This is a genomic window from Dyella sp. C11, assembly GCF_003121485.1.
Lineage (GTDB): Bacteria > Pseudomonadota > Gammaproteobacteria > Xanthomonadales > Rhodanobacteraceae > Dyella.
Map to the genome: position 1 here is coordinate 125,841 of NZ_QAVX01000005.1, position 24,817 is coordinate 150,657.

The 24,817-nt window shown below is 61.6% G+C and carries 22 protein-coding genes and 3 tRNA genes; 5 read left to right on the forward strand and 20 right to left on the reverse strand.

All coding sequences use genetic code 11. The features are described from left to right. Positions 1-70: 70 nt before the first annotated feature. Entirely contained in the window at positions 71-1,096 is a 1,026-nt protein-coding gene (locus DK366_RS07125; RefSeq protein WP_109124857.1) for a YncE family protein, read from the reverse strand. 96 nt (positions 1,097-1,192) lie between these two features. Then, positions 1,193-2,575: an FAD-binding oxidoreductase gene (locus DK366_RS07130; protein WP_109124858.1), complete on the reverse strand. Its 1,383-nt coding sequence runs from the start codon at positions 2,573-2,575 to the stop codon at positions 1,193-1,195. A gap of 122 nt (positions 2,576-2,697) precedes the next feature. Between DK366_RS07130 and serA the strand changes: the two genes are divergently transcribed. After that, positions 2,698-3,930: a phosphoglycerate dehydrogenase gene (gene serA / locus DK366_RS07135; protein WP_109124929.1), complete on the forward strand. Its 1,233-nt coding sequence runs from the start codon at positions 2,698-2,700 to the stop codon at positions 3,928-3,930. Between the two features lie 459 nt (positions 3,931-4,389). After that, on the forward strand, positions 4,390-5,904 hold the full coding sequence (locus tag DK366_RS07140) for a hypothetical protein (protein WP_109124859.1): 1,515 nt from the start codon (positions 4,390-4,392) through the stop codon (positions 5,902-5,904). 193 nt (positions 5,905-6,097) lie between these two features. Here DK366_RS07140 and DK366_RS07145 read toward each other — a convergent pair. The 9 genes from DK366_RS07145 to thrS form a co-directional block, all read right to left on the reverse strand. Further along, positions 6,098-6,174 (reverse strand) — tRNA-Pro (locus DK366_RS07145). Positions 6,175-6,243: 69 nt separating this feature from the next. Continuing rightward, positions 6,244-6,600 carry a MerR family transcriptional regulator gene (locus DK366_RS07150; protein WP_019467383.1) on the reverse strand — a complete coding sequence of 119 codons (357 nt, stop codon included), beginning with the start codon at positions 6,598-6,600 and terminating at the stop codon, positions 6,244-6,246. Next, positions 6,581-6,880: an integration host factor subunit alpha gene (gene ihfA, locus DK366_RS07155; protein ID WP_019467382.1), complete on the reverse strand. Its 300-nt coding sequence runs from the start codon at positions 6,878-6,880 to the stop codon at positions 6,581-6,583. Before ihfA ends, DK366_RS07150 begins: the two co-directional genes overlap by 20 nt. A gap of 1 nt (position 6,881) precedes the next feature. Further along, positions 6,882-9,293 carry a phenylalanine--tRNA ligase subunit beta gene (pheT, locus tag DK366_RS07160; RefSeq protein WP_109124860.1) on the reverse strand — a complete coding sequence of 804 codons (2,412 nt, stop codon included), beginning with the start codon at positions 9,291-9,293 and terminating at the stop codon, positions 6,882-6,884. Positions 9,294-9,314: 21 nt separating this feature from the next. After that, complete coding sequence (pheS, locus tag DK366_RS07165; protein WP_109124861.1) at positions 9,315-10,310, reverse strand: phenylalanine--tRNA ligase subunit alpha; 996 nt, start codon at positions 10,308-10,310, stop codon at positions 9,315-9,317. Positions 10,311-10,589: 279 nt separating this feature from the next. Then, positions 10,590-10,949 carry a 50S ribosomal protein L20 gene (rplT, locus tag DK366_RS07170; RefSeq protein WP_017463630.1) on the reverse strand — a complete coding sequence of 120 codons (360 nt, stop codon included), beginning with the start codon at positions 10,947-10,949 and terminating at the stop codon, positions 10,590-10,592. A gap of 16 nt (positions 10,950-10,965) precedes the next feature. Then, the gene (rpmI, locus tag DK366_RS07175) at positions 10,966-11,163 is read right to left on the reverse strand and encodes a 50S ribosomal protein L35 (protein ID WP_019467379.1); all 198 of its coding nucleotides are present in this window, start codon (positions 11,161-11,163) and stop codon (positions 10,966-10,968) included. Positions 11,164-11,669: 506 nt separating this feature from the next. Then, complete coding sequence (infC, locus tag DK366_RS07180) at positions 11,670-12,194, reverse strand: translation initiation factor IF-3 (RefSeq protein ID WP_304529332.1); 525 nt, start codon at positions 12,192-12,194, stop codon at positions 11,670-11,672. Between the two features lie 46 nt (positions 12,195-12,240). After that, positions 12,241-14,142, reverse strand: coding sequence for a threonine--tRNA ligase (gene thrS, locus DK366_RS07185; RefSeq protein WP_109124862.1), 1,902 nt, complete (start codon positions 14,140-14,142; stop codon positions 12,241-12,243). A 383-nt stretch (positions 14,143-14,525) separates the two neighbouring features. Here thrS and DK366_RS07190 point away from each other — a divergent pair, with 383 nt between their 5' ends. Next, positions 14,526-15,539 (forward strand): NAD-dependent epimerase, encoded by a 1,014-nt coding sequence (locus DK366_RS07190; protein WP_109124863.1) that lies wholly within the window; start codon positions 14,526-14,528, stop codon positions 15,537-15,539. A gap of 110 nt (positions 15,540-15,649) precedes the next feature. Here the strand turns inward: DK366_RS07190 and DK366_RS07195 are convergent, their stop codons facing one another. The 6 genes from DK366_RS07195 to uvrB form a co-directional block, all read right to left on the reverse strand. Continuing rightward, positions 15,650-16,099: a CopD family protein gene (locus tag DK366_RS07195; protein ID WP_109124864.1), complete on the reverse strand. Its 450-nt coding sequence runs from the start codon at positions 16,097-16,099 to the stop codon at positions 15,650-15,652. Between the two features lie 320 nt (positions 16,100-16,419). Then, entirely contained in the window at positions 16,420-16,683 is a 264-nt protein-coding gene (locus DK366_RS07200) for a hypothetical protein (RefSeq protein ID WP_109124865.1), read from the reverse strand. A gap of 65 nt (positions 16,684-16,748) precedes the next feature. Beyond that, positions 16,749-17,219: a hypothetical protein gene (locus DK366_RS07205; protein WP_109124866.1), complete on the reverse strand. Its 471-nt coding sequence runs from the start codon at positions 17,217-17,219 to the stop codon at positions 16,749-16,751. 205 nt (positions 17,220-17,424) lie between these two features. Beyond that, positions 17,425-18,309, reverse strand: coding sequence for a type II toxin-antitoxin system death-on-curing family toxin (locus DK366_RS07210; protein WP_157956468.1), 885 nt, complete (start codon positions 18,307-18,309; stop codon positions 17,425-17,427). A gap of 325 nt (positions 18,310-18,634) precedes the next feature. Further along, positions 18,635-18,709 (reverse strand) — tRNA-Val (locus tag DK366_RS07215). Positions 18,710-18,792: 83 nt separating this feature from the next. Then, positions 18,793-20,817, reverse strand: coding sequence for an excinuclease ABC subunit UvrB (uvrB, locus tag DK366_RS07220; protein ID WP_109124868.1), 2,025 nt, complete (start codon positions 20,815-20,817; stop codon positions 18,793-18,795). A gap of 151 nt (positions 20,818-20,968) precedes the next feature. On the opposite strand from uvrB, the gene DK366_RS07225 reads away from it, so the two are divergent. Beyond that, positions 20,969-21,526, forward strand: a complete 558-nt coding sequence (locus tag DK366_RS07225) for a GspH/FimT family pseudopilin (protein WP_109124930.1) — start codon at positions 20,969-20,971, stop codon at positions 21,524-21,526. A gap of 7 nt (positions 21,527-21,533) precedes the next feature. Here the strand turns inward: DK366_RS07225 and DK366_RS07230 are convergent, their stop codons facing one another. Continuing rightward, positions 21,534-21,935, reverse strand: a complete 402-nt coding sequence (locus DK366_RS07230) for a hypothetical protein (protein ID WP_109124869.1) — start codon at positions 21,933-21,935, stop codon at positions 21,534-21,536. A gap of 116 nt (positions 21,936-22,051) precedes the next feature. Between DK366_RS07230 and DK366_RS07235 the strand changes: the two genes are divergently transcribed. Then, complete coding sequence (locus DK366_RS07235; protein ID WP_198651459.1) at positions 22,052-22,912, forward strand: sterol desaturase family protein; 861 nt, start codon at positions 22,052-22,054, stop codon at positions 22,910-22,912. Between the two features lie 91 nt (positions 22,913-23,003). Here DK366_RS07235 and DK366_RS07240 read toward each other — a convergent pair. Both DK366_RS07240 and ppnN read right to left on the reverse strand, forming a co-directional pair. Then, a tRNA-Asn gene (locus tag DK366_RS07240) sits at positions 23,004-23,080 on the reverse strand. Positions 23,081-23,147: 67 nt separating this feature from the next. Beyond that, on the reverse strand, positions 23,148-24,557 hold the full coding sequence (ppnN, locus tag DK366_RS07245; RefSeq protein WP_109124870.1) for a nucleotide 5'-monophosphate nucleosidase PpnN: 1,410 nt from the start codon (positions 24,555-24,557) through the stop codon (positions 23,148-23,150). Positions 24,558-24,817: the final 260 nt, after the last annotated feature.

Below are 24,817 nucleotides of genomic sequence, written 5' to 3' on the forward strand. Positions count from 1 at the left end.
GTGGGGGACGGTGGATTAGGCTAACACGCACCCCTCGCACCCCGCCCGCCCCGTGCCATGGAAAGCATACTCAGGGTGCTCCCACGGTGAGCACCCCAAAGCTCCCTGGCGCGGCCGTTGGGCGGCCACCCGATGCCGACGGCACCAGCGTCGCCGCCGACAGGTATAGCCGGTGTCTGGCCGGATCGAGCGCCAGCGTACGCGCGCTTGGCTGGGTGGGGATGGTGGCGACCACGCGGTAGCGATCCGCATCGTCCTGGTGCACCGCGGTGATGTTGCCGCTTTCGCCATTGGAGCTGTACACCGTCGCCGTGGCTTCGTCGAACACGATGGCATCCGGCCCTTCCCCGATCACCACTTGCATCACGGCCTTGCCGGTATCGGCGTTGGTGACAGCCATCCGCTTGTTGTCGCAGACGGAGAACAGGCGGTGCAGCTTGCGATCGATGGCCAACCCGGTGGGCGCCTCGCAGGTCGCCAGCGACCACGTCGCCATCACCGTGTTGGACGCGCTGTCGATCTTCACCAAGGCGGCGCGATCTTCCAGGTTCACGTAAAGATGACCCGCCTCGTCACTCACCGCGAACTCCGGCTTTCCAGGCAGTGGGACCGTGGCGGTCACCGTATTGCTTGCCGGATCGATGACACTGAAAGACTGCCCTTTGCCGTTGAACGTGAACACGTGTTTCGACGCCGGGTCATAGACAATCGCATCCGGCTTCTCGCCCGTGCCGGCAATGGTGGTCACGACAGCCAGGGAATCGAGATCGAACACCGTCACCGATGCCGACGTGCCATTGCTTGCGTAGCCGCGATGTGCGGCCATATCCAGCGCCACGCCATGCACACCCTTCATGCCGGGAATGGTGCCGATGCGCTTGTTCTGGTCGACGTCCACCACGTCGACACGATCGCCGCGTGTCACGAACAGGTGCCGCCGCTGCGCATCGAAGCTGAGGTAGTCCCAACCGCCTGCACCATCCAGCGACAGTCGCGAAAGCACACGGAACTGATCGGCCGGTGCCGCCGACGTTCCCGCGCTGGCGCAGGGAACAAACAACGCGCCCATCAGCGCGGCGCAAAGAAAACGTTGCATGGACGATCTGCCTGTCGGGAGTTCGCCGAAGCATGCTCCCGGGGACTTAGTACTGGCTTAGCGGCTTATCGGGCTTGCCTTTCACTGCACCCCAGGTCAAACGAACAGCTTGCCCGGATTGAGCAAACCGTTCGGATCGAACACCTGCTTCACGCCTCGCATCAGGGCGATTTCCGCCGCGCTGCGCGTGCTGCCCAGATAGGCGCGCTTCACCAGGCCAATGCCGTGTTCCGCAGAAATGCTGCCACCATGGCGCTGCAACGTTCCGGCCAGCAACTTGGTCACGTGCTCGCACTGGCTGATGAAATCGTCGTCGGACAAGTCGTCCGGCCGAAGCACATTGATGTGCAAATTGCCGTCGCCAATGTGGCCGAACCACACCACGTCGAAATGCGGGTACTCGCTGGCCAGCAGCGCCTGGATCTCGTGCAGGAACACCGGCAACGCGCTGATGCGCAGCGAGATATCGTTCTTGTATGGCTTGTGCGGCGCAAGACTCTCGGTGATGCCTTCGCGAAGCCGCCACAACGCGGCAGCCTGCGCTTCGCTCTGCGCGATCACGCCATCGCTGATCCATCCGCGATCCATGCCCATTTCGAAGGCGGCAAGGGCGGCGTCCTGCGAACGTTCATCGGCATCGAATTCGGTGACGACGTAGAAGGGATGATCCCCCTCGATGGCACGTTGCGCGCCATGCGCCAGCACGTAGCGCAGCGCCACATCGGTGAAGAACTCGAATGCCTGCAACGACAGGCGTGCACGAAACAGTGAGAACACTTCCATCAGCGCGTCCATGTTCGGCAGCGCCAGCAGCATCACTTGCGAGGGTGGCGGCGCATCGGTCAGGCGCAACGTAGCTTCCACCACGATGCCCAACGTACCTTCCGAACCGATCATCAATTGGCGAAGGTCATAGCCGCTCGAATTCTTGATCAGCCCGCGATTCAACTGAAGCAATTCGCCATTGCCCGCGACCACGGTAAGCCCGGCGATCCATTCGCGCGTATTGCCATAGCGAATGACGCGAATGCCACCCGCGTTGGTGGCGATGTTGCCGCCGATGGAGCACGAACCACGCGCGGCAAAATCGACCGGATAGATAAGGCCGTGTTCTTTCGCCACCTCGTGCACGGCGTGCAGCGTCATGCCCGCTTGCACGGCAAGGGTGCGATCCACGCCATCGAAAGCGAGCACGCGATTCATGCGCTCAAGGCTGAGCACCAGCTCACCGTTGGCCGCCACCGCGCCGCCGGACAGCCCCGTGCGGCCGCCTGAGGGCACCACCGCAACGCCGTGCTCGTTGGCCCAACGCACGATGGCCTGCACTTCCTCGACCTCGGCGGGCAACGCGATGGCCAGCGGCGCAGGCGTCCAGCGACGGGTCCAGTCACGACCGTAATGCTCCAGGTCGGCGGCATCGGTCAGCAGGCGGAGCTTGGGCAGCCGGGCGGAAAGCGCGGCCAGTGGAGCATCAGTCATGGTGCGTTCCCCGGGTGTTCCGCAAGCCTGCCAGCGCTGGACGGCATCGTCCAGTGTTGCGACGCCGCAAAAGCGCCCCAAGGTCTGGCATAGTGCGGATGTTCTCCATCGCGCAACGGCCCATGAAGACCTCGTTCCCGAAACAAGACATCAAGGTGCTCCTGCTGGAAGGCGTCAGCCGCAGCGCCGTCGAAACCTTCCACCGCGCCGGCTACAGCCAGATCGAATATCACGAAAAAGCCTTGCCGGAAGCCGATTTGAAGGCCCGTATCGCCGAGGCGCATATCGTGGGCATCCGCTCGCGCACCCAGCTCACCGACGAGGTGCTTCAGCAGGCTAAACGGCTAATTGCCGTGGGCTGCTTCTGCATCGGCACCAACCAGGTGGACCTGGGCAGCGCGCGCCGCGCGGGCGTTCCCGTGTTCAACGCGCCCTATTCCAACACGCGCAGCGTGGCGGAATTGGTTATTGCTGAAACCATCATGCTGCTGCGCGGCATCCCGCAGAAAAACGCCCTTTGCCACCGCGGCGGCTGGACCAAGTCGGCGGCGGGCAGCTTCGAGACCCGCGACAAGGTGCTGGGCATCATCGGCTACGGCCACATCGGCACCCAGGTGGGCGTGCTGGCCGAGAGCCTTGGCATGCGCGTGATCTTCTACGACATCGAGCCCAAGCTCTCGCTGGGCAACGCCCGCCCCGCCGAAAGCCTGGACGACCTGCTCGAGCGCGCCGACGTGGTGACGCTGCATGTGCCCGAGACACCCTCGACGCAGATGATGATCGGCTCCAGGGAGCTCTCGCGCATGCGCAAGGGCTCGCTGCTGATCAACGCCTCGCGCGGTACCGTGGTGGACATCGATGCTCTGGCCGAATCACTGCGTTCGGGGCATGTGGGTGGCGCGGCGGTGGACGTGTTTCCGGTGGAACCCAAGGGCAACGACGACGCCTTCGTGTCGCCGCTGATCGGCATGGACAACGTGATCCTGACGCCGCACATCGGTGGCAGCACGCTGGAAGCGCAGGACAACATCGGCATCGAAGTGGCCGCCAAACTCGTGCGCTACAGCGACAACGGCTCCACCCTGTCGTCGGTGAATTTCCCCGAAGTGTCGCTACCCGAACATCCGCGCAGCCGACGCCTGCTGCACATCCATCGCAACATGCCGGGCGTGCTGTCGCGCATCAACGAGCTGTTCTCCGCCGGCAACATCAACATCGACGCACAGTTCCTGCAAACCGACAGCGAAGTGGGTTATGTGGTGATCGATGTGGCCGCTGACGAGAAGCAGTCGGACGCATTGAAAGATCAGCTGGCGGCCATTCCGGGCACGCTGCGCAGCCGCGTGCTGTATTGAGGCAGTCGACCGCTGCAACGCGGCGGTCACACTTGGCGCGTTGCCTGCCTTGTCTGTGGATGTGAAAAGGACAAGCAAGGCCACGCGCTAATTTGCCGTGGTTCGCAACTATCAATGCGCCCGCCGCCTCACGGCGGTTGGCGTGTTGAAAAGCCGCGTGCCCGTGTGTCACCCTCGAAACGGGGACGTTCTGATCGGTATCGAGCTGACGTCTGGCGCAAGGATGCCGAGCCCCCATTGATGAAAAACACCGACACATCGACCGCAAGGAGGCTACGCGTGTCATCTGCTCATCTTTCGCGCCTGTCACGGCGCATACCCGTTTGGTCTTTCTCCGGCACGCTCGCGCTTTGCGCGCTTGGCGCATTCGCTCAAGTCGGTGGCGCCCCACCCGTTTCGAATGCCGATGCGCAAGCATCAGGGTCTGCGCCCTCGCCGCAGGAAGTCACCGATATCTGCATGGCCAATTTCATGCCGGGCTTCGAGACATCGTTGCAGGGCGAGACGTATTCCACGTGGTCGCTGGGCAGCAATCTCAACATTCCTGCCACCATCGACAACCTCAAGGCGTACGGCACCCAGGCGAAGAACATGCATCTGGCGGCCAGCGCCGTGCATGGCAACAAGGCCACGATCACGGTGGTGCTGGATGACCCCGGCGTGATCAATGACGGCGCGTTCTCCATCAACGGACCGGACCGGCGCGCCGTCTCCATGCGCATCGACATGGACACCTCGCTCAATGCTGCGTCCTTCTCCACGCGCCTCAACAAAGAGCAGGGCAACGTGAGCCAGGAGCGTCTGCGCCGGGTTGCCTGCACGCTGGTTTCCATCGTCGCCCATGGCGCGCCGTTGCCGGAAGAGAAAAAGGCGTCGACGTCGGGCATTCACCTGCGCAATCCCTTCAAGAGCCAGCAGAAGGAAGCGGCTGAGCGATTGGCGGCTGTCCAGGAAAAACAAAACCAGAACCTCGACATGATGCGTCATGCGCAGGCACTGCTCTATCAACGTGCGCAACAGGCCGGCAAGGCCATCGTGTTCATGCCGATGATGAATGTGGATGCCAAATACAGCGCGGCGTCTGTTGGCGAAACGATTTCAGGCGGCCCCAAGCATCAAGCCTTCCGGTTCGACCAGACGGCCACGCTGGTGTGGCACGCCAGCGGCGATCCCAACAACCTGCTGCAGGCGGGCAACCAATCCTCGCTGTATCAGACGGGCTTGTTCGGTTACATCCAGAAGGTTTACGCCAACAAGATCTTCTACGGCGTGTTTATCGTCGATCCCGGCAGCTACGACCTGATCGGCCTGACCTACGATCTGGATCACAGCGGGTTACCCGCCTTGAGTTCCAAGCAGTGGACCGAAAAGCCTGCGCTCGGCATGGCGTCGCTCGCGCCCACAAGCAACGCCGAGTTCAGCACGCACCAGGCCTGGGCCGATGCGCAGTATCAGAATGTGCAGGTTTACGATGGCTCGAGCTGCACCATGGTGCAGAGTGGTGGCGGCGTGACCGGCTGCGTTGCCTGGCAAGACCAGTACCACAACGAAACGCGCATGACGGACGCGGGCGGCTGGCGAACCGCCGTCGACAAGAACTATGCAGGCGGCTTGCAGATTGCACTGACGCTCACGCGCCCCTTTGCGCGCTTTGAGGCCAAGCCGGGCGAGGTGATCGTCACCGACGGCTTCTTCCCCTCCACCGACAGCATGGTCATCGACAACGACGCCTGCCATCAGGCCAAAGGCGATGTAGTGGCCTGCGGTATTCAGAAGCTGGCGCTGTACCGCATCACGGGCCGCAAGAGCGAACTGCCGCTGGCGCCGGATTCGGCGTCCAAATCGCCCACGCTCGTGAACCTCATTTCCCGCGCGGAATACCGCCCGATGACGGTCAACGCCACCTCTCGCGCGGAAACGCCAGGCACCTATGAGGCGGGCTGGTCCACGCCCTACACGGCGACGGCGCACTGACGCTGCAGCGAACGCTGTGCGCTCACACAGGGGCTGGATGGCATCCACCCGGCCCCTGCTCTTTTACCGCCGCCGATAGGCAGCTCACGGCCTCACCGCGCCCACCGTCATCGCACGATTCACGGAAGCCGTTTCCGGCGGCACAAAACAAAAACGGCACCCAAGGGCGCCGTTTTCACTTTAGTTGCCGAATTGGTCGGGACGGCGGGATTCGAACCCACGACCCTCTGCCCCCCAGGCAGATGCGCTACCAGGCTGCGCTACGCCCCGATGATCGGCAAGACGACAAGTCTACCAGCTAAGCCGGTAGTACCGGAAGTCGTTGATGAAGGTTGAAGCTCAGCGACGCAGCAGCGCCAGCACTTCTTCCAGTTCCATGCGCACCTGGCGCACGATCTGATGCGAAATGCTCGACTCCATGCGCGCCTGCGGGCCTTCCAGACGAGCGCGGGCGCCCGTGATGGTGAAGCCTTCGTCGTACAGCAGGCCACGAATCTGACGAATCATCAGCACGTCGTGACGCTGGTAGTAGCGGCGGTTGCCTCGACGCTTGACGGGGTTGAGTGCGGGAAATTCCTGTTCCCAGTACCGCAGAACGTGCGGCTTCACGCCACACAGTTCGCTGACCTCACCGATGGTGAAGTAGCGCTTGGCCGGAATGGCCGGAAGCTCGGTGTTATTCCCTTGGTCCAGCATAGCCCTCGACTCGCACCTTGAGTTTCTGACCCGGTCGGAACGTCACCACCCGACGTGCGGAGATAGGAATCTCCTCGCCCGTCTTGGGATTACGACCCGGCCGCTGGTTTTTCTGACGCAGATCGAAGTTGCCGAAACCCGACAGCTTCACCTGCTCGCCTTTTTCCAATGCTTCGCGGACCACCTCGAAATAGGCGTCCACGAATTCTTTTGCCTCACGCTTGTTGAGGCCTACCTCGAGAAAGAGGCGCTCGGCCATCTCTGCTTTGGTCAGCGCCATCTTATCCTCGCAACTTCGCCTTGCATGCCATCTCCAACGCGGCGACTGCTTCACGAATGTTACGGTCAGCGTCGTCGTCGGTAAGGGTGCGTGAAGCGTCCTGTAAAATCAAGCCCATAGCGAGACTCTTTCGGCCTACTTCGACCCCCTTCCCGCTATAACGATCGAACAGTCGCAGCTCCTTGAGCTGGTTGCCCAGGGTCTGGCGAACGGTCTGCTCAATCTGTGACCAGGTCACGGCTTCCGGCACGTCGACCGCGATGTCACGGCGAACGGATGGGAAACGCGGCACCGGCTGCGCCTTCGGCAGGCGGCGGCCGAGTACCGGCTCCAGCTCCACTTCCAGCACATGGGCATCGGCACCCAGATCCAGGGCTTTAGCGAGCTGCGGATGCAACGCACCCAGGAAGCCCACCGTCTTGCCGTCACGGGTGACGCGTGCGCCACGACCCGGATGCAGCCAGCCGGGAAGGCCATCCGCGTGGATGGCCCAACGCTCCGGCTCGCCGCCCCAGGCGATCAGGGCATCGAGATCGCCCTTCAGGTCGTGGAAGTCGAGCTGGCGGGAAGCCTCACCCCACTGCTCTGCGTGCGCGTTGCCACAGGCAACGATGGCGAGCGTGGGGGTTTCCGTCGGCGCATCCTTGCGAGCGGCAGCCTCCGCACTGATGCGGAAGGTGCGACCCAGCTCGAACAGGCGAACACGTTCCTGCTGGCGCGCGCGGTTGTGCGAGAGCGCCACGATCAGGCCCGGGACCAGCGACGGACGCATCACCGCCAGGTCGGCCGACAGCGGGTTGGCCAAGGGCACCAGCTGCTCGGTCATACCCCAGCGCTGGAGCACATCGTTGCCGATGAAAGCCAGGTTCACCGCTTCGTAGTAGCCACGCGCGGCCAGTTGCTCACGCACCGCCAGCTCGTTGAGACGGCCCTCCGGCTCCACGGCCAGCGTCAGAGCACCCGCCGGCGTGCTGGTGGGAATGTTTTCGTAGCCATGGATGCGCGCGACCTCTTCGATCAGGTCTTCTTCGCGCTCGATGTCGAAGCGGCGGCTGGGCGCGGTGACCTTCCAGCCATCGGCCTGCGCTTCAACCTTCATGCCCAGCGCCGTGAAGATCCGCGCAACTTCGTCGTCGGCAACGGTCAGGCCAAGCACGCGCGCAAGTCGCGCGCGACGAAGCAGGATCGGTTCCGGCGAGCGCAGATGCTCCGGCAGCGTGACATCCACCAGCGGACCGGGAATGCCGCCTGCAATGTCGAGGATCAGGCGCGTGGCGTATTCGACGGCGATCCCGGGCAGTTCCGGATCCACGCCGCGCTCGAAACGATGCCCGGCATCCGTGTGCATGCCCAGCTTGCGGCTGCGGCCAATGATGGCCGACGGAATCCAGTGCGCCGCTTCCAGGAACACGTTACGCGTGGTGTCGGTGACGCGCGTCTCGGCGCCGCCCATGATGCCGCCCAGTGCGACCGCACGAGCGCCCTTGCCGCCGACGCTGTCGGAAACCACGAGGAAGTCATCACCCAGTTCGACGGTACGGCCATCGAGCAGCGCGAGCTTCTCGTTGGCACGCGCGGGACGAACAACGATGTCGCCTTCCAGCTTGTCCTTGTCGAACGCATGCATCGGCTGGCCAAGTTCGAGCATCACGTATTGCGTGACATCGACCAGGAAGCTGATCGGACGCAGGCCGCTGCGGCGCAGGCGTTCGGCCATCCAGACCGGCGTGGACACGCTGGCGTCGACGTTGCCGATGACGCGACCTGCAAAGCGCGGCACACGTTCACCCGCGTCGAGCACGACCTGCATGGTCGCGTCATTCTGCGCCGGCACCGGCTGGGCATCGAGCGGAATGACCTGGCCACCCAGTGCGGCGGCGACATCGAAAGCGATGCCGCGCACACTGAAGCAATCCGCGCGATTGGGCGTCAGCTTGATTTCGATACTGGCGTCCGGCAAACCCAGGTACGTCGCCAGCGGCGTGCCGACCTTCGCATCGGCGGGAAGCTCAAGCAGGCCCGAGGCATCCGGATCGATGCCCAGTTCCTTCGCCGAGCAAAGCATGCCGAACGACTCGACGCCACGCAGCTTGGCAGCCTTGATCGCGATGCCGCCCGGCAACGTTGCGCCCACGGTCGCCAACGGCGCCACCAGGCCCGCACGCGCGTTGGGCGCGCCGCAGACGATCTGCACGGTGCCGTTGCCCGTATCCACTTCGCACACCTGCAGGCGGTCGGCCTCGGGATGCTTCTGCGCGCTGATGATGCGCGCGACGATCACGCCGTCGAGCGAGTCGCCCAGCGCGGTGACCTCTTCCACTTCCAGGCCAATCGCCGTCAGCGTCGCGGACAGTTCATCGCGCGATGCCTTGGTCGGCACATGATGGCGCAGCCAGTTCTCGGAGAATTTCATGCGTGTGAGTTCCTGCTGCGTTTAGGCGAACTGCTTGAGGAAGCGCAGGTCGTTCTCGAAGAACGCGCGCAGATCGGAGACGCCATAGCGAAGCATCGCAAAGCGTTCCACGCCCAGGCCAAACGCAAAACCGGTGTAACGCTCCGGATCGATGCCACAATTCTTCAGCACGTTCGGATGCACCATGCCGCAGCCGAGCACTTCGAGCCAACGCGAACCGCCGTCTTCCGTCTCCCAGCGGATGTCCACTTCGGCCGAGGGTTCGGTGAAGGGGAAATAGCTGGGGCGAAAACGCATTTCGAAGTCGCGCTCAAAGAACGCGCGGATGAATTCGGCCAGCGTGCCCTTCAGATCCGCGAAGCTCGACGTTTCGTCGACCAGCAGGCCTTCGATCTGATGGAACATCGGCGAATGCGTCTGGTCGGAATCGCTGCGGTACACCTTGCCCGGCGCAATGATGCGGATGGGCGGCTGGCGCCCCTGCATGGAACGCACCTGCACCGGCGACGTATGCGTGCGCAGCAAGCGGCCATCACCGAAGTAGAAGGTGTCGTGCATGGCGCGCGCCGGATGGTGCGGCGGAAAATTCAGCGCTTCGAAGTTGTGCCAGTCGTCTTCGATTTCCGGACCATCGGCGCGCTGGTAACCCAGGCGCGAGAAGATCGCACTGATGCGCTCAAGCGTACGCGTGATCGGATGGATACCGCCGCGCTCGCCGTTACGGCCGGGCAGCGTGATGTCGATGGTTTCGGAAGCGAGGCGATGATCGAGTTCCGCCTGCTCAAGCACCTGCTTGCGCGCGGCGAGCGCGTCGGCAAGGTGATCCTTGATGCGGTTGACCTCGGCGCCGCGCGACTTGCGCTCGTCCGGCGACAACGCGCCCAGCGCCTTCAGCGCGGCGGTGACGATGCCGCTCTTGCCCAGAAGGCTGACGCGCAGCGCATCGAGCGCTTCGAGCGTGTCGGCTTTGTCGATATCGGCCAGCGCGGCTGAGGCGCGGCTATCCAAGTCATCCATCGATGCGACTCTCGCTTTATTCCCATTCCCCCGTTTACCAGCTTGTGTACGGGAGAGTGGGCAAGGGTGAGGGGTCACTCTAGCGATATCGCTTGATCAAAGCGCATGACGCGCTTTGACTGAAAACCGTGGCAAGACATGTCCCCTCACCCCGGCCCTCTCCCCGGAGGGGAGAGGGAGCAAAACATCGCGAGCGACCCAAATAAAAACGGGGAGGAGGCTGGTGGCCTCCTCCCCGCTTGATCACATCATATCGTCAGCGCGCAAAGCGCAAGACGATCAAGCGGCCAGACTGGCCTTCGCCTTTTCAGCGATCGCGCCAAACGCCTTGATGTCGTGCACGGCGATGTCCGCCAGCACCTTGCGGTCGACCGTGATGCCGGCCTTGGCCAGACCGTTGATCAGACGGCTGTAGGACAGGCCGAACTGGCGAGCCGCAGCGTTGATACGGACGATCCACAGGGCGCGGAACTGACGCTTGCGCTGCTTGCGGCCGATATAGGCGTACTGACCAGCCTTGATGACGGCCTGGTTAGCAACGCGGAAGACTTTGCGACGGGCGTTGTAGTAACCCTTCGCGCGGCCAATGATCTTCTTGTGACGACGACGGGCGGTAACGCCACGCTTTACACGAGCCATGGTTTATCTCCTCGCCTTACAAGTACGGCAACATGCGTGCTACACCCTTGGTGTCGCATGCCTTGACGTGGTTGGTCGCGCGCAGGTTGCGCTTACGCTTGGTCGACTTCTTGGTCAGGATGTGCGACTTGAAGGCGTGACCGGCCTTGAACTTGCCCGACGCGGTCTTGCGAAAACGCTTCGCAGCCGCCCGGTTGGTCTTGATCTTGGGCATTGGAATGCTCCCTGATGGGGCTGAACCCCGGTTTCTGACTGATCTGGCGGTGACCCGGGAAGGCCACTCTTTCCGTCCTGCCACGATCGGTTCACGACCCGTCCTGGTGGGTCGAACCGGCGATTATACGGACGATTCGGGGGATTTGCCAGCGGGGGAATGGGTTTACCGCAACCTGGCTCCCTCTCCCCTCCGGGCAGAGGGTTGGGGTGAGGGGCCAACCTGGCCTCGGTGGCCGGACCACCCTCATCGTCGTCCCGGCGCAGGCCGGGACCCAGAGCCACCGCGCCTGGTTTTCGCGATAACCAAGCCTTGCCTCAGCTGGATTCCGGCCTGCGCCGGAATGCCGGGCTGGAAACGCTTTCGCGAGCACCCGCCCCTCACCCTGCCCTCTCCCCGGAGGGGCGAGGGAAAAGCGCGCTTCGGCCGGGAAGCCTGAAGGCATCGATGCCCCCCAAAAAAAGAAAAAGCGGCCCGAAGGCCGCTTTTTCAATCATTTCCGAAGCTTACTTCTTCTTCGGACCGATCATCATGACCATCTGACGGCCTTCCAGGCGGGGGAAGGACTCGACCACGCCGTTCTCGCCCACGTCTTCCTGGATCTTCTTGGCCAGGTTCTGGCCCAGGTCCTGGTGGGACATTTCGCGACCGCGGAAGCGGATGGTGACCTTGACCTTGTCGCCTTCCTCAAGGAAGCGAAGCATGTTGCGCAGCTTGATCTGGTAGTCGCCCACGTCCGTGACCGGACGGAACTTCACTTCCTTGATTTCAACCTGCTTCTGCTTCTTCTTGGCCGCCTGGGCCTTCTTCTGGGCTTCGAACTTGAACTTGCCGTAGTCCATGATGCGGCAGACCGGCGGGTCGCCGTTCGGCTGAATCTCGACCAGGTCCATACCCGCTTCTTGCGCCAAAGCCAGTGCTTCGTCGCGGGTAAGAATGCCCAGCTGTTCCGAATCTGCGCCAATCACGCGAACGCGCGGGACGCGGATCTCAAGGTTACGGCGGTTGCCCTTAGTGTCGGTGGTAGCGATACCACTATCCTCCAGAAGAGTTCTTGTTTAATGCCGGCCCGCGCGCTTAGCGGCGGGTCTCGGCTTCCAGGCGTTCGACGAATGCGGCCAGCGGCATGCTGCCCAGGTCTTCGCCAGAACGTGTACGCACAGAAACGGCCCCTGCTTCCTTCTCGCGATCTCCGACGACCAGCAGGTAGGGGACTTTCTGGAGCGTATGCTCGCGGATTTTATAGCCGACCTTTTCGTTGCGCAAATCGGCGTGTACGCGGAAACCTTTATCGACAAGGGTTTGCGCCACTTCGCGAACATAGTCGGCCTGAGCATCCGTAATACTGAACACGGCGGCCTGCAAAGGCGACAGCCACGTCGGCAACAGACCGGCGTGATGCTCGATCAGGATGCCGATGAAACGCTCCATCGAACCCACGATGGCACGATGCAGCATCACCGGGTGACGACGCTGTGAATTCTCGTCCACGTACTCGGCACCCAGGCGCTCGGGCATCATGAAGTCCACCTGCATGGTGCCCACCTGCCAGGCGCGGCCGATGGAATCCTTCATGTGGTACTCGATCTTGGGGCCGTAGAAGGCACCCTCGCCCGGCAGCTCTTCCCATTGCACGCCGGCCGCACCCAGTGCCGCACGCAGTGCGTCTTCGGCGCGATCCCACACTTCGTCGCTGCCGATGCGCTTGTCGGGACGCAGCGCGATCTTCAGCGCAATGTCTTCGAAGCCGAAATCACCGTAGACCTTCATGGCCTGCTGGTGGAAGGCCGTCACTTCGGATTCGATCTGCTCTTCCATGCAGAACACATGGCCGTCGTCCTGCGTGAAGGCACGCACGCGCATGATGCCGTGCAGCGCACCCGAGGGTTCGTTGCGGTGGCACGCGCCGAACTCGCCGTAGCGCACCGGCAGATCGCGGTAGCTGTGCAGGGACGTGTTGAAGATCTGCACGTGGCCCGGGCAGTTCATCGGCTTCAGGGCATACGTGTGCTTCTCCGACTCGGTGAAGAACATGTTTTCCTGGTAGTTGTCCCAATGACCGGACTTCTTCCACAGCGACACGTCGAGCACCTGCGGGCAGCGCACTTCCTGGTAACCGCTCTGGCGGTACACGCGGCGCATGTACTGTTCCACCTGCTGCCAGATGGCCCAGCCCTTGGGGTGCCAGAACACCATGCCGGGGCCTTCTTCCTGCTGGTGGAACAGATCCAGCGCCTTGCCGATCTTGCGATGGTCGCGCTTCTCGGCTTCCTCCAGCTGGTGCAGGTAGGCCTTCAGATCCTTGTCGTTGAGCCACGACGTGCCGTAGATGCGCGTAAGCATCGCGTTGTTGGAGTCACCGCGCCAATACGCGCCGGCCACCTTCATCAACTTGAACGCGCGCAACTTGCCCGTGTTGGGCACGTGCGGGCCGCGACACAGGTCGGTGAACTCGCCCTGCGAATAAAGCGAAAGATCTTCGTTCGCCGGAATGCTTTCGATGATCTCGGCCTTGTACGCCTCACCCATGCCACGGAAGAAGCTCACCGCCTCGTCGCGCGACTTCACGCTGCGCGTGACGGGCAGCGCCTCCTTGACGATCTTTTCCATCTCCGCCTCGATCTTGACCAGATCGTCGGGCGTGAAGGGACGCTCGTAGGCGAAGTCGTAATAGAAACCGTTGTCGATGACGGGGCCGATGGTGACCTGCGCGCCGGGATACAGGCGCTGCACGGCCTGCGCGAGCAAGTGCGCCGTGGAGTGGCGCAGGATATCCAGCGCTTCCGGGCTCTTCTCGGTGACGATTTCAAGATTGGCGTTGTGCTCGATGGGGAAGCTGGCATCCACCAGTTTGCCGTCCACTTTGCCTGCCAGGGTGGCCTTGGCCAGACCGGCGCCAATGGAGGCAGCCACGTCCTGCACCGTCACCGGATGATCGAACGGTCGCTTGCTGCCGTCGGGTAGCGTGATTTCAATCATGTTTGCACCTGAATCGAGTCGCCTGCGCGGGCGCACTCATTGACGTTGAAGCGTTCCGAGAACCCCGGATCTGCCTGCCCGTCATTCCCGCGAAAGTGGGGGCGACGATGGAGACCGTGATGATTCGATACGCGGGAAAAACCCATAAAAAAAGGCGCCACGCGCCCTTATGCAAAACAAGGCGTGGCTTCGGTCAGCGTTGGAAGTGGGTAGTCGCCATGTCACACGCTCGACCGGCGCAGTTCGCGCGGGCCACCTTGTCTCCGGGGTTTAGGGCAGCTGAAACGCTAGTTTAGCCCAACACGTCATGTCAATTCAGCCACGACGGCCTGTCTCAGCCCGGGTGGCGATAGAATCTTCGGTTCTTTCAGGGAGATCTTTCGATGCGCATCCTCGTCACCGGCACCGCCGGCTTCATTGGTTCAGCCTTGGCCGAGCGACTGCTGGCCCGCGGCGACGAGGTCTACGGCATCGACAATCACAACGACTACTACGACCCCTCGTTGAAGGAAGCCCGGCTGGCCCGCTTCGCCAGCCATCCCAAGTACACGCACCTGCGCGCCGACCTGGCGGACACGGACGCCGTCCGTCACGCCTTTGCCGATTTCCAGCCACAGCGCGTGGTGAACCTTGCCGCACAAGCCGGCGTGCGCTATTCGCTGAAGAACCCGCAGGCGTACGTGCAGAGCAACCTGGTCGGCTTCGTGAACATCCTGGAGGCGTGCCGTCACGGCAAGATCGAGCATCTCGTCTACGCATCCTCCAGCTCGGTGTACGGCGCCAATCGCAAGATGCCGTTCTCCATCGAGGACGCCGTGGATCACCCGGTAAGCCTGTACGCGGCCAGCAAAAAGGCCAACGAACTGATGGCACACACGTACAGCCATCTCTACGACCTGCCGACGACGGGCCTGCGCTTCTTCACCGTCTATGGCCCCTGGGGACGCCCCGACATGTCGCCCATGCTGTTCGCCGACCGCATCAGCCGCGGCGAACCCATCGACGTGTTCAATTACGGCAACCACAGCCGCGACTTCACCTTCGTCGACGACATTGTCGAAGGCGTGATCCGCACGCTGGACCACGTGGCACTGCCCGATGCCGGTTACGACGCGCTGCATCCGAACCCGGGCACGTCGAGCGCGCCCTACCGCGTGTACAACATCGGCAACGACCAGCCGGTGCAATTGCTGCGCTTCATCGAGCTGATGGAACAGATCCTCGGTCGCACCGTCGAAAAGCGCCTGCTGCCCATGCAGCCGGGCGATGTACCGGATACATGGGCTGACGTGTCGGCGCTGCGTCGCGACGTGGGCTATTCGCCGAATACGTCGATCGAAGAAGGCGTGGCTCGCTTCGTGGCCTGGTACAAGGAATATGTGCAGCGGGGCGACTGATTACGCACCCCCTGTAGGAGCGCACTTGTGCGCGACCGCCGTCGCCTCACCGAGAGTTTTTCGCGGTTTGGTCGCGCACAAGTGCGCTCCTACAACGAGCACAACTTTAATCAGAACGGCTTGGCGATCACCAGGAATACGACGCCCAACAGCACCAGCACGGGCAGCTCATTCATGATGCGCAACGCCTTCGACGACGGCAGCGCGGCACCCTTCTCGGAACGCTTGAGCAAGCGCCCGGTCCAGATGAAATAGGCCAGCAGCAGCACGACCAGGGTCAGCTTGGCATCGATCCAGTGCAATGGACCCACCACATTCGGCAATGCCTGGGGGAACACGCGCCAGCCCTCCCAGAGCGCCAGCCCGAACAGGAAGGCGAGGCCAAACATGTTGTGCCCGAACCGGTACAGGCGACGCCCCATCAGGATCAGCCTTGCCTTCACCGCCGGCTCGTCACCCGCCTCCGCGATGTTCACCAGGATGCGCGGGAGGTAGAACACCGTTGCCATCCAAGCGATGACGAATACGACATGCAGACTCTTGACCCAGAGATACGTCATCGACCGGCTCCTTCAGCGCAAAAAGAAACGGCGTGACCAGAGGCCACGCCGTTTCATCGGTATTGGTGGGCGGTACAAGGATCGAACTTGTGACCCCTACCATGTCAAGGCACGAAACCAAACTAGGCTTAGTCGAACTATGTTTAGGGACCAAGCCAATATAAGCCCATATAAGAATTCACACAATGAAGACACGCCATTGAAGCGTCAGGCGGGCGATTCGGTGAGAGACCAGTGCCGGTTGTCCGGACTGCTTTCACAAGCTTCTGATCGAATGTTCGACACCTACATCTAGGACTGCGCCCTTGAACAATCCGACATCAGGGGTTGTCGTGCAGGATCCATTGAAGGCGAACATTGAAATCATCGACGCATTGCTGGCAAACCCAATAGCGCTGATCCGCGGTGCGCCAACCCACGTGCAATTCATCTGGAAGGCCGAGTTTCGAGAACTTGGCCCAACAGAGTGCGCAATGGTCGTGATCATCTGCTGGATGCAGCGGCGTCCACTCGCTCCGTGTGAGCGCCGCACCAATCAGGTGGTCCGCTTGATCGGTCAGCCAGCCATTGTCCTTCTCGGCCATGTCTCATCCTTTGAAATTCTTCCGCTCTGTGCGGAAAGCGCACCGGTAGCGACCCAGCCGATACGTCAGGCTTTTCCGTGGGCCCAAATTTGGTAAGCACGGAGAAACTCATCTTGGTTGTCAGTCAGCTCGATCTCTTCGGGATTAAACTCAATCATTGCACTTATGAGGGTCGCAACAGCCGCCCTCTGTGCAAGATTGCAGTGCGTATAAAGCTTGTTTTCCAACCCACCGTTGTAGAGGTGAAATAGCAGTTGGAGACCGTACCAGTCATACCCGTAAGGCGGTTCGGCAAATGCCAGTCGAGCGAGCGACGGCATGTAGAACGCCACCCCTTCGGCGCTCGAAAAACACATTGGCTCCCACCCAGGATTTCCAACATCCTGAAAAGTGAGCGTGTCACGGGTGCGATTCCTTAGCAGCTCATCGTGATCTGCGCACTCGGGGCAATGCGTGTAGTTCGTAAAATGATCCGGCTTGGATAAGAGGCCGAAAGCTTCATCCACAGCCGCAATTGCCTCAGCCTGCTTCACCATCATCAAATCCTTGGCAAGAATGGAGCTCTACCGAGCAACGTCCATTTAGAGACGGAAGCTAATGTCTGCATCCGCTGGCGATGCTATACGCAGCTGCTGTCCTTGCTGGCCATTTCTTCCTTTGAAATTTTTCCGCTTGGGATCAAGCGGGTCCATATATAGAACCAAGAAAACGAACTGGTGATCCGATGAGCCAAGCGCCCAACTAACGGAACGCCAACCGTTTAAGTGGTGTCTCGTACTGAGCTATTAACGTGTTAAGGGGATCGGCACCACGATAAAACATTGCTGAGTCCACTCCATTGTCGGCATTTAGCTTGGTCTCTCTACGGACGGTCGCAATAGCCCCTTTGCCGACTTGGCTTTTCCAGCCTGGAAATCCTATTTGGGCCAGAGTGACAAGGCGCTCCTTACGCTTACCGACAAATGGGAACTCTCGATAGCTCTCGATACGGCACACATCAATGTAGTTCTTGTGCGGATTGGACAAACAGTGTCCAAACTCCCTGAGCCGGCGATCAAGTTCTTGATAAGTAATCGCGTAGTAGCGGCAATCACGCTCTCTCGAGTTTCGCCTCAAATAGTCAGCAATAAACAGGACGTCTGCGTCGTCCTCGCGCTTTGAAATGGCCTGCATACGACGATATTTCATGAGACTTCGTTCAGCTATCTCGACCATGAAATCTTCAAGCTCATTCTGCCCATTGGTCGGATATCGATTCATCTTATGCAAGGCGTAGAGGTACGTGAGCAGGCCCGTCCGCTTATTCGCATCGTGGAACGGGTGGTCCGTCACGAGACCAAACACAAGCGTCGCTGCTTTCTCATATCGGTTTGTCCATTTGTCAGCCCCGCCAAATGCAACAAACTGTCGATAGACCGCAGAGTGCAAAAGGTTCATGTCTCGTGGGCCAATACCTCCGAGACCAGATTCTTGACCGTAGAAGTAATCCGCGATTAAAAAGTGCGCCCGCAAGACATCCAACAGACCAACGGTCGTATCCGTGTCGTACTGGTCGTCATTGCCTGCGACAACAACCCAGCGCTGATACTCAGCCGAAATCGGCTGATTCGAAAAGACGATCTCCATCCCTGTCCCCCTGATGAGCTCGTGGTGCTTTTGCAGCAACCGCTTAGAGCCTTCGCCACTACCTTATCAGGGTAGTGGCGAAGTGGTATCGAAATGGACAAGTCGGATAGATTTCGCCACGACGGACGTCGCGCACCAAGCTTTCATTACGGAAGCAGGTATGGTTCTGAACGCACAAAGAAAAAGAGGAACCCTCTCGGATTCCTCTTTGCTTCCCATTCGATCTTGGGATTTGAATCAAGCTAATCGGTTCTAGATACCAATTTTTTGAGCATTACCTTGAAAAATTCCAAAGACGCTCTCAACTACTTGATTCAACTATAATTGGTGGGCGGTACAAGGATCGAACTTGTGACCCCTACCATGTCAAGGTAGTGCTCTACCGCTGAGCTAACCGCCCGGAGCTCGCCCGGCATGCCGTGCGAGCCGCGCAGTATACGTGCTCTCACGGCTGCCGACAACCACCCCGCGAAACGTGGCGTCTCAGCCAGCCCGTTCGCGCAGCTTGTGGATCTGGTCGCGGAGGCGGGCGGCCTCTTCGAATTCCAGATTCTCGGCGTGCTTGTACATCTGCGCCTCGAGCTTCTTGATCATGGTCGAGGCCTGGTCGGCGCTCAGCGCAGCGTAATCGGCGCCCTTCTCCGCCACTGCAGCGGCACCCTGGCGCTCGCCGCGCCGGCCACGGCCGCGCGTGGGAGCCTCGCTGCGCGCACCTTCCATGATGTCGGCGATGCGGCGCACCACCGACTTCGGCGTGATGCCATGTTCTTCGTTGTAGGCCTGCTGTTTCTCACGGCGACGTGCGGTTTCATCCATCGCCGCCTGCATGGAGCGGGTAATGGAATCGGCGTACAGAATCGCCTTGCCACGCACATTGCGCGCGGCGCGACCAATGGTCTGGATCAGCGAGCCGGTCGATCGCAGGAAGCCCTCCTTGTCCGCGTCCAGGATCGCCACGAGCGACACCTCGGGCATGTCCAGGCCTTCGCGCAACAAGTTGATGCCCACCAGTACATCGAACTCGCCCAGGCGAAGGTCTCGGATAATCTCCACGCGCTCCACCGTTTCGATATCCGAGTGCAGGTAGCGCACCTTGACGCCGTGATCGCTCAGGTATTCGGTGAGGTTTTCCGCCATGCGCTTGGTGAGCGTGGTGACCAGCACGCGATCGCCCATCGCCACGCGCTTGTGCACTTCACCCAGCAGGTCGTCCACCTGGGTGCGCACGGGCCGCACTTCCACTTCGGGATCGATCAGGCCTGTGGGACGCACCACCAGCTCGACAATCTGCTCGCCCGACTTCTGCAATTCGTAGTCGCGCGGCGTCGCCGAGACGTAGATGGAGCGCGGTGCGCGCGCCTCCCATTCCTCGAAACGCAGGGGACGATTGTCCATCGCAGACGGCAGGCGAAAACCAAACTCCACCAGCGTCTCCTTGCGCGAGCGGTCGCCCTTGTACATGGCGCCCAGCTGCGGAATGGTGACGTGGGATTCGTCGACCACCAGCAGCGCATCGGCGGGCAGGTAATCGAACAAGGTCGGTGGTGGTTCGCCCGCGCCACGCCGCGTGAGATGACGCGAGTAGTTCTCGATGCCCTGGCAGTAACCCACCTCCGCCATCATCTCGATGTCGAACCGCGTGCGCTGGTCCAGACGCTGGGCTTCGACAAGCTTGTTGTCCTTGTAGAGTTGCTCCAGGCGCTCCTTCAGCTCGACCTTGATGGTCTCGATGGCATTCAGGACGCTTTCGCGTGTACTGGCGTAGTGCGTTCGCGGATAGATCGTGTAACGCGGCACCTTGCGAATCGTTTCGCCCGTCAGCGGATCGAACAGCGCCATGTTTTCGATATCGCCGTCGAACAATTCGATGCGCAGCGCTTCGCTTTCCGATTCGGCCGGAAACACGTCGATGATTTCGCCGCGCACGCGGTACGTACCGCGGCGCAATTCCATTTCGTTCCGGGTGTACTGCAGCTCGGTCAGCTGCCGGATCAACTGGCGTTGATCGATGTGCTCGCCCTTGGCGAGGATCAAGCGCAGCGAGAGGTAATCTTCGGGGTCACCCAGGCCGTAGATGGCCGAGACGGTGGCAACGATCAAGGAGTCCTTGCGCGAAAGCAGCGCCTTCGTCGCTGCCAGGCGCATCTGCTCGATGTGGTCGTTGATCGAGGCATCCTTCTCGATGTACGTGTCGGACGCGGCCACATACGCTTCGGGCTGGTAGTAGTCGTAGTAGCTGACGAAGTACTCCACCGCGTTGTGCGGGAAGAACTCCTTGAACTCGCCATAGAGCTGCGCCGCCAGCGTCTTGTTGGGCGCCAGCACAATGGTCGGCCGCTGCACCTTTTCGATCACGTTGGCGATGGTGAAGGTCTTGCCCGAGCCGGTCACACCCAGCAGCGTCTGGGCAGCCAGGCCTGCCTCGAAGCCTTCACTGAGGACGCGGATGGCCTCGGGCTGGTCGCCTGAGGGCTTGTAAGGGGAAACGAGTTCGAAGCGGTCAGTCATGGATGCCTACATGCGGTCGCGTCAGGCCATTTTAAATCGCCATGCTGACAGCCCCTGTCAGCAGGCTACGACGTGGTTCACCGACGGATGCTTACTGGTGCGGTGCCACCCAAGGGCTAGGCTGGCACTTTCCCTCGTGCAGGACGCATGAATGACCATGCAGGAAGCCGTGAAACCCTTTACGCAACGGGGTTTCAGCCTGATCGAGCAGATTGCCGTGCTGCTGGTATTGGCCGTGCTTGTGAGCGCTGCCATCCCGGCACTGGGAGGCCTGGTCGCCCGCCATCGGCTGCTCACCGCGCAATACCAGCTCGTTGCGTCGTTGCAGCATGCGCGGGCGCTGGCGATCTCCAGTCGCCGACGCGTGCTGTTGTGCCCCTCCCCTGGCGGAACCCAATGCGTGGACGACGTGCACTGGGAACATGGCTGGGCCACGGGCTTCTACCAAGCCGGCCATGCCGATCAGCTCAGCGGCCCATCCGTCCTGGTGCATGGCGCGCACGCGCGGCTGACCATCGTGAGCAGCGCCGGCCGCAAAGTCGTGCGCTTCCAGCCCGACGGCACCGCGGGCGGCAGCACCACGACATTCACCCTGTGCCGAAGAGGCATCGCGGACGGCGCACTGGCAGTCACCGTGTCCAACGTCGGGCGAGTGGCCGGTGCCAAGCCCACTGAAGCGTACGTCGCGCAGTGCGCCACAGAACCCTGAGCGTTCGCTACAGGCAGGCCTTGGCGGCTTCGCGATAGCCACGCAAGGCGATCACCTGAAACTGCTCATAAAGCGCCACGTCGGCACCCGTTGCGCCCTTGCTGTGAACCACCAGCAACTCCTCGACATTCGTGGTGGTGTTGGCCACGACCACTTGCAACGATGTTGGCGTTTCCACCACGCGCGAATGCGGTGACAACGCAGACCAGCGCTGCTGTACGCAGGCCGCATAGACCGAATCGATCTTGTTCGTGCTGCCCTGGAACGTGGGCTTGTTGTGCGTGAGGCTGCGGCCCGTCGCACAGCCGGCAACGTCGACGACACACAGGGCGACCAGCATGCCACTCAACAGGCGCCGCATCAGCGCCAGGGCTTTCGCGCGGCCATTTATCGCTTTGTGCAAGCTCATGCGCTATTCACCGCCGAAAATGCCAAGGAAATCGCCCAACTGGCACCGCTCCATACTGGGATTCCCCCTGGAGCGCCGCTAGTCTAGGCCCACGCAGGGGAATTGGGGTAACGGGGATGTTTCCTGGAGATTTGTATCAGTGGTGGCTTTATCTGTCCTCCACACTGACTGGGTTGATCAATATTGGCGTGTTGGTGGCATGCGTGATGTTGTGGGTCCATCGCAAGGATCTCCAAACCGCCTGGCGCCGGATGACGCCACGCTCGCTTCGGTTCAACCTGCTGGCATTGACGTTCGACACCGTCCTGATATTGCTTCCGCTGAGCTATCTGGTGGGAGTAATCGAGCACCAGCTGCTGCAACGAGGCTGGACCCTCTTCGGGGGCAAGTGGGCGATGGCGTTGCCATCCATGGTGCTTTTAGCCCTGGCCATCTTCCTCGGCGACTTCGTCGCCTATTTCCGCCACCGTTTTGAGCATTCGCGCTGGCTGTGGCCGGCGCACGTGATGCACCACAGCGACACGGACATGCACTGGCTGACGGTGTACCGCTTCCACCCGATCAACCGGCTTTCCACGGCCTTGATCGACTCCTGTGCGCTCGTCATGCTTGGCCTGCCGCTCTGGGCCATCGTCGCCACCAGTGCATTTCGGCACTACTACGGCATCCTTGTGCATATGGACCTACCCTGGACATTCGGTCCGCTGGGCAACGTTTTTGTGTCGCCCGCCATGCATCGCTGGCACCACGTGCGCGAGGGTGATGGCGTGGGCTCCAACTTCGCCTCGGTCTTCTCGGTGTTCGACCGTGTATTCGGCACGCTTTACATGCCCGGCCCATGCAATCAGCCCCTGGGCGTCACGGATGTAGACAACGACAGCTATTTCAAACAATTGGCATGGCCGTTCTATCGTGCCGCCAAGGCCCTCGAACCGGGCCCGCAGACCCCAGCCGTCGACCCAAACTCGACAAACTAGCCGTGCGGCAGCCTTTATCACCCCCGATTGAGACGCGTCCATTCGTGGAGGCATAAAAAAACCCCGCCAAAAGGCGGGGTTTTCTCAAATATGGCGCCCGAAGTTGGACTCGAACCAACGACCCCCTGATTAACAGTCAAGTGCTCTAACCGGCTGAGCTATTCGGGCGGGGTGAGCTGGATAGTTTGAATATCCAGCTCGGTGCTGTCAAGACGTTTTCACGGTTTGATGACGATCAGGCGGCCTTGTCCGTGAGCACGCGATAGCAAGGCACGTAGGCCGTGCCGCCGGGAAGCTTCATGCGGTCCTGGGACACGAACGCCTTCAGCAGTTCGTCCAGCGACTGCATGATGTCGGCGTCACCGTCGATTTCGAAGGGACCGTTCTTTTCGATGGCCTTCAAGCCCTCTTCCTTCACGTTGCCGGCGACGATGCCGGAGAACGCGCGACGCAGGTCGGCGGCGAGTTCGTGGCGCGGACGATCGCGATGGATCGCCAGCGCACGCATGGCCTCATGCGTCGGACGGAATGGCAGCTGGAACGCGTACGGAATGTTGAGCGCCCAGTTGAAGAAGAACGCGTCCTTGTTGTCCAGGCGATAGTTGCGCACCTTGTCGATGCCGCGAACCATGGCGCGCGCCACGGCGGCCGGGTCGTCGACGATGATCTGGTAGTGCTGCGTCACGCTCTCGCCCAGCGTCAGGCGCAGGAAGCGGTCGATCTGTTCGAAGTAAGCGGCCGACTGCTTCGGACCCGTGAAGATCAGCGGGAACGGCACCCCGGCGTTTTCCGGATTCAGCAGGATGCCGAGCATGTAGAGGATTTCCTCGGCCGTGCCTACGCCGCCCGGGAACACGATGATGCCGTGGCCCATGCGCACGAAGGCTTCGAGGCGCTTCTCGATGTCCGGCATGATCACCAGGTGATTCACGATCGGGTTCGGCGATTCGGCCGCGATGATGCCCGGCTCGGTAATGCCGATATAGCGATTGTTGCGGCGACGCTGCTTGGCGTGCGCAATCGTCGCGCCCTTCATCGGGCCCTTCATGGCGCCCGGGCCGCAACCCGTGCAGATGTCCATGCTGCGCAGGCCGAGCTGGTAGCCCACCTGCTTGGTGTACTCGTACTCGTCGCGCGAGATGGAATGACCACCCCAGCACACGACCAGGTTCGGGTCGATCTGCGCTTTCAGGATGCGCGCGTTGCGCAGGATCTCGAACACGGCATGGGTCAGGCCCACGCTGTCGTCCAGATCGAAATTGCCCTGCTCCATCTGCGTGGACACGTAGACGATGTCGCGCACCACGGCCACCAGCAGCTCGTTGATGCCGCGGATGATCTGGCCGTCCACGAACGCCTGCGCGGGTGCATGCGTCAGTTCGATCTTGATGCCGCGATCCTGCTGCAGCACCTGGATGTCGAAGTCGGGAAACTGTTCGAGGATGGAGCGCGGATCGTCGCTCATGTTGCCCGAGGTAAGCACGGCCAGCGCGCAACGGCGCAGCAAGGCGTGCAGGCCCGAACCACTGGCATCGCGCAGGCGCGCCACTTCGTTGCGGGACAGGATATCCAGGCCACCGGCGGGCGAAATGCGCGCGCTCACGGTGCCAGGGCGACCGGCCTTGCCGGCTTGCATGTCATTCATTCAACCATTCTCCTCGCCGCGCCCTCGCGGCTCGTTCGTCCGTGCAAAACGCGGCGGACCGCGTAGCTTCCCGCGCCGGGCATGACAGGGTCAAGCATCCAGGAGATGCCTGATTTCGACGGTTCACCAAGCCTGCCCCGCCGTCATTCCGGCGCAGGCCGGAATCCAGTGGCGAAAGCGATCAGCTGTCGCGAACGAACGCGGTCAGCCCTGGCGCGAAAGCCGGGCTACAGCGCGACTGGATTCCGGCCTGCGCCGGA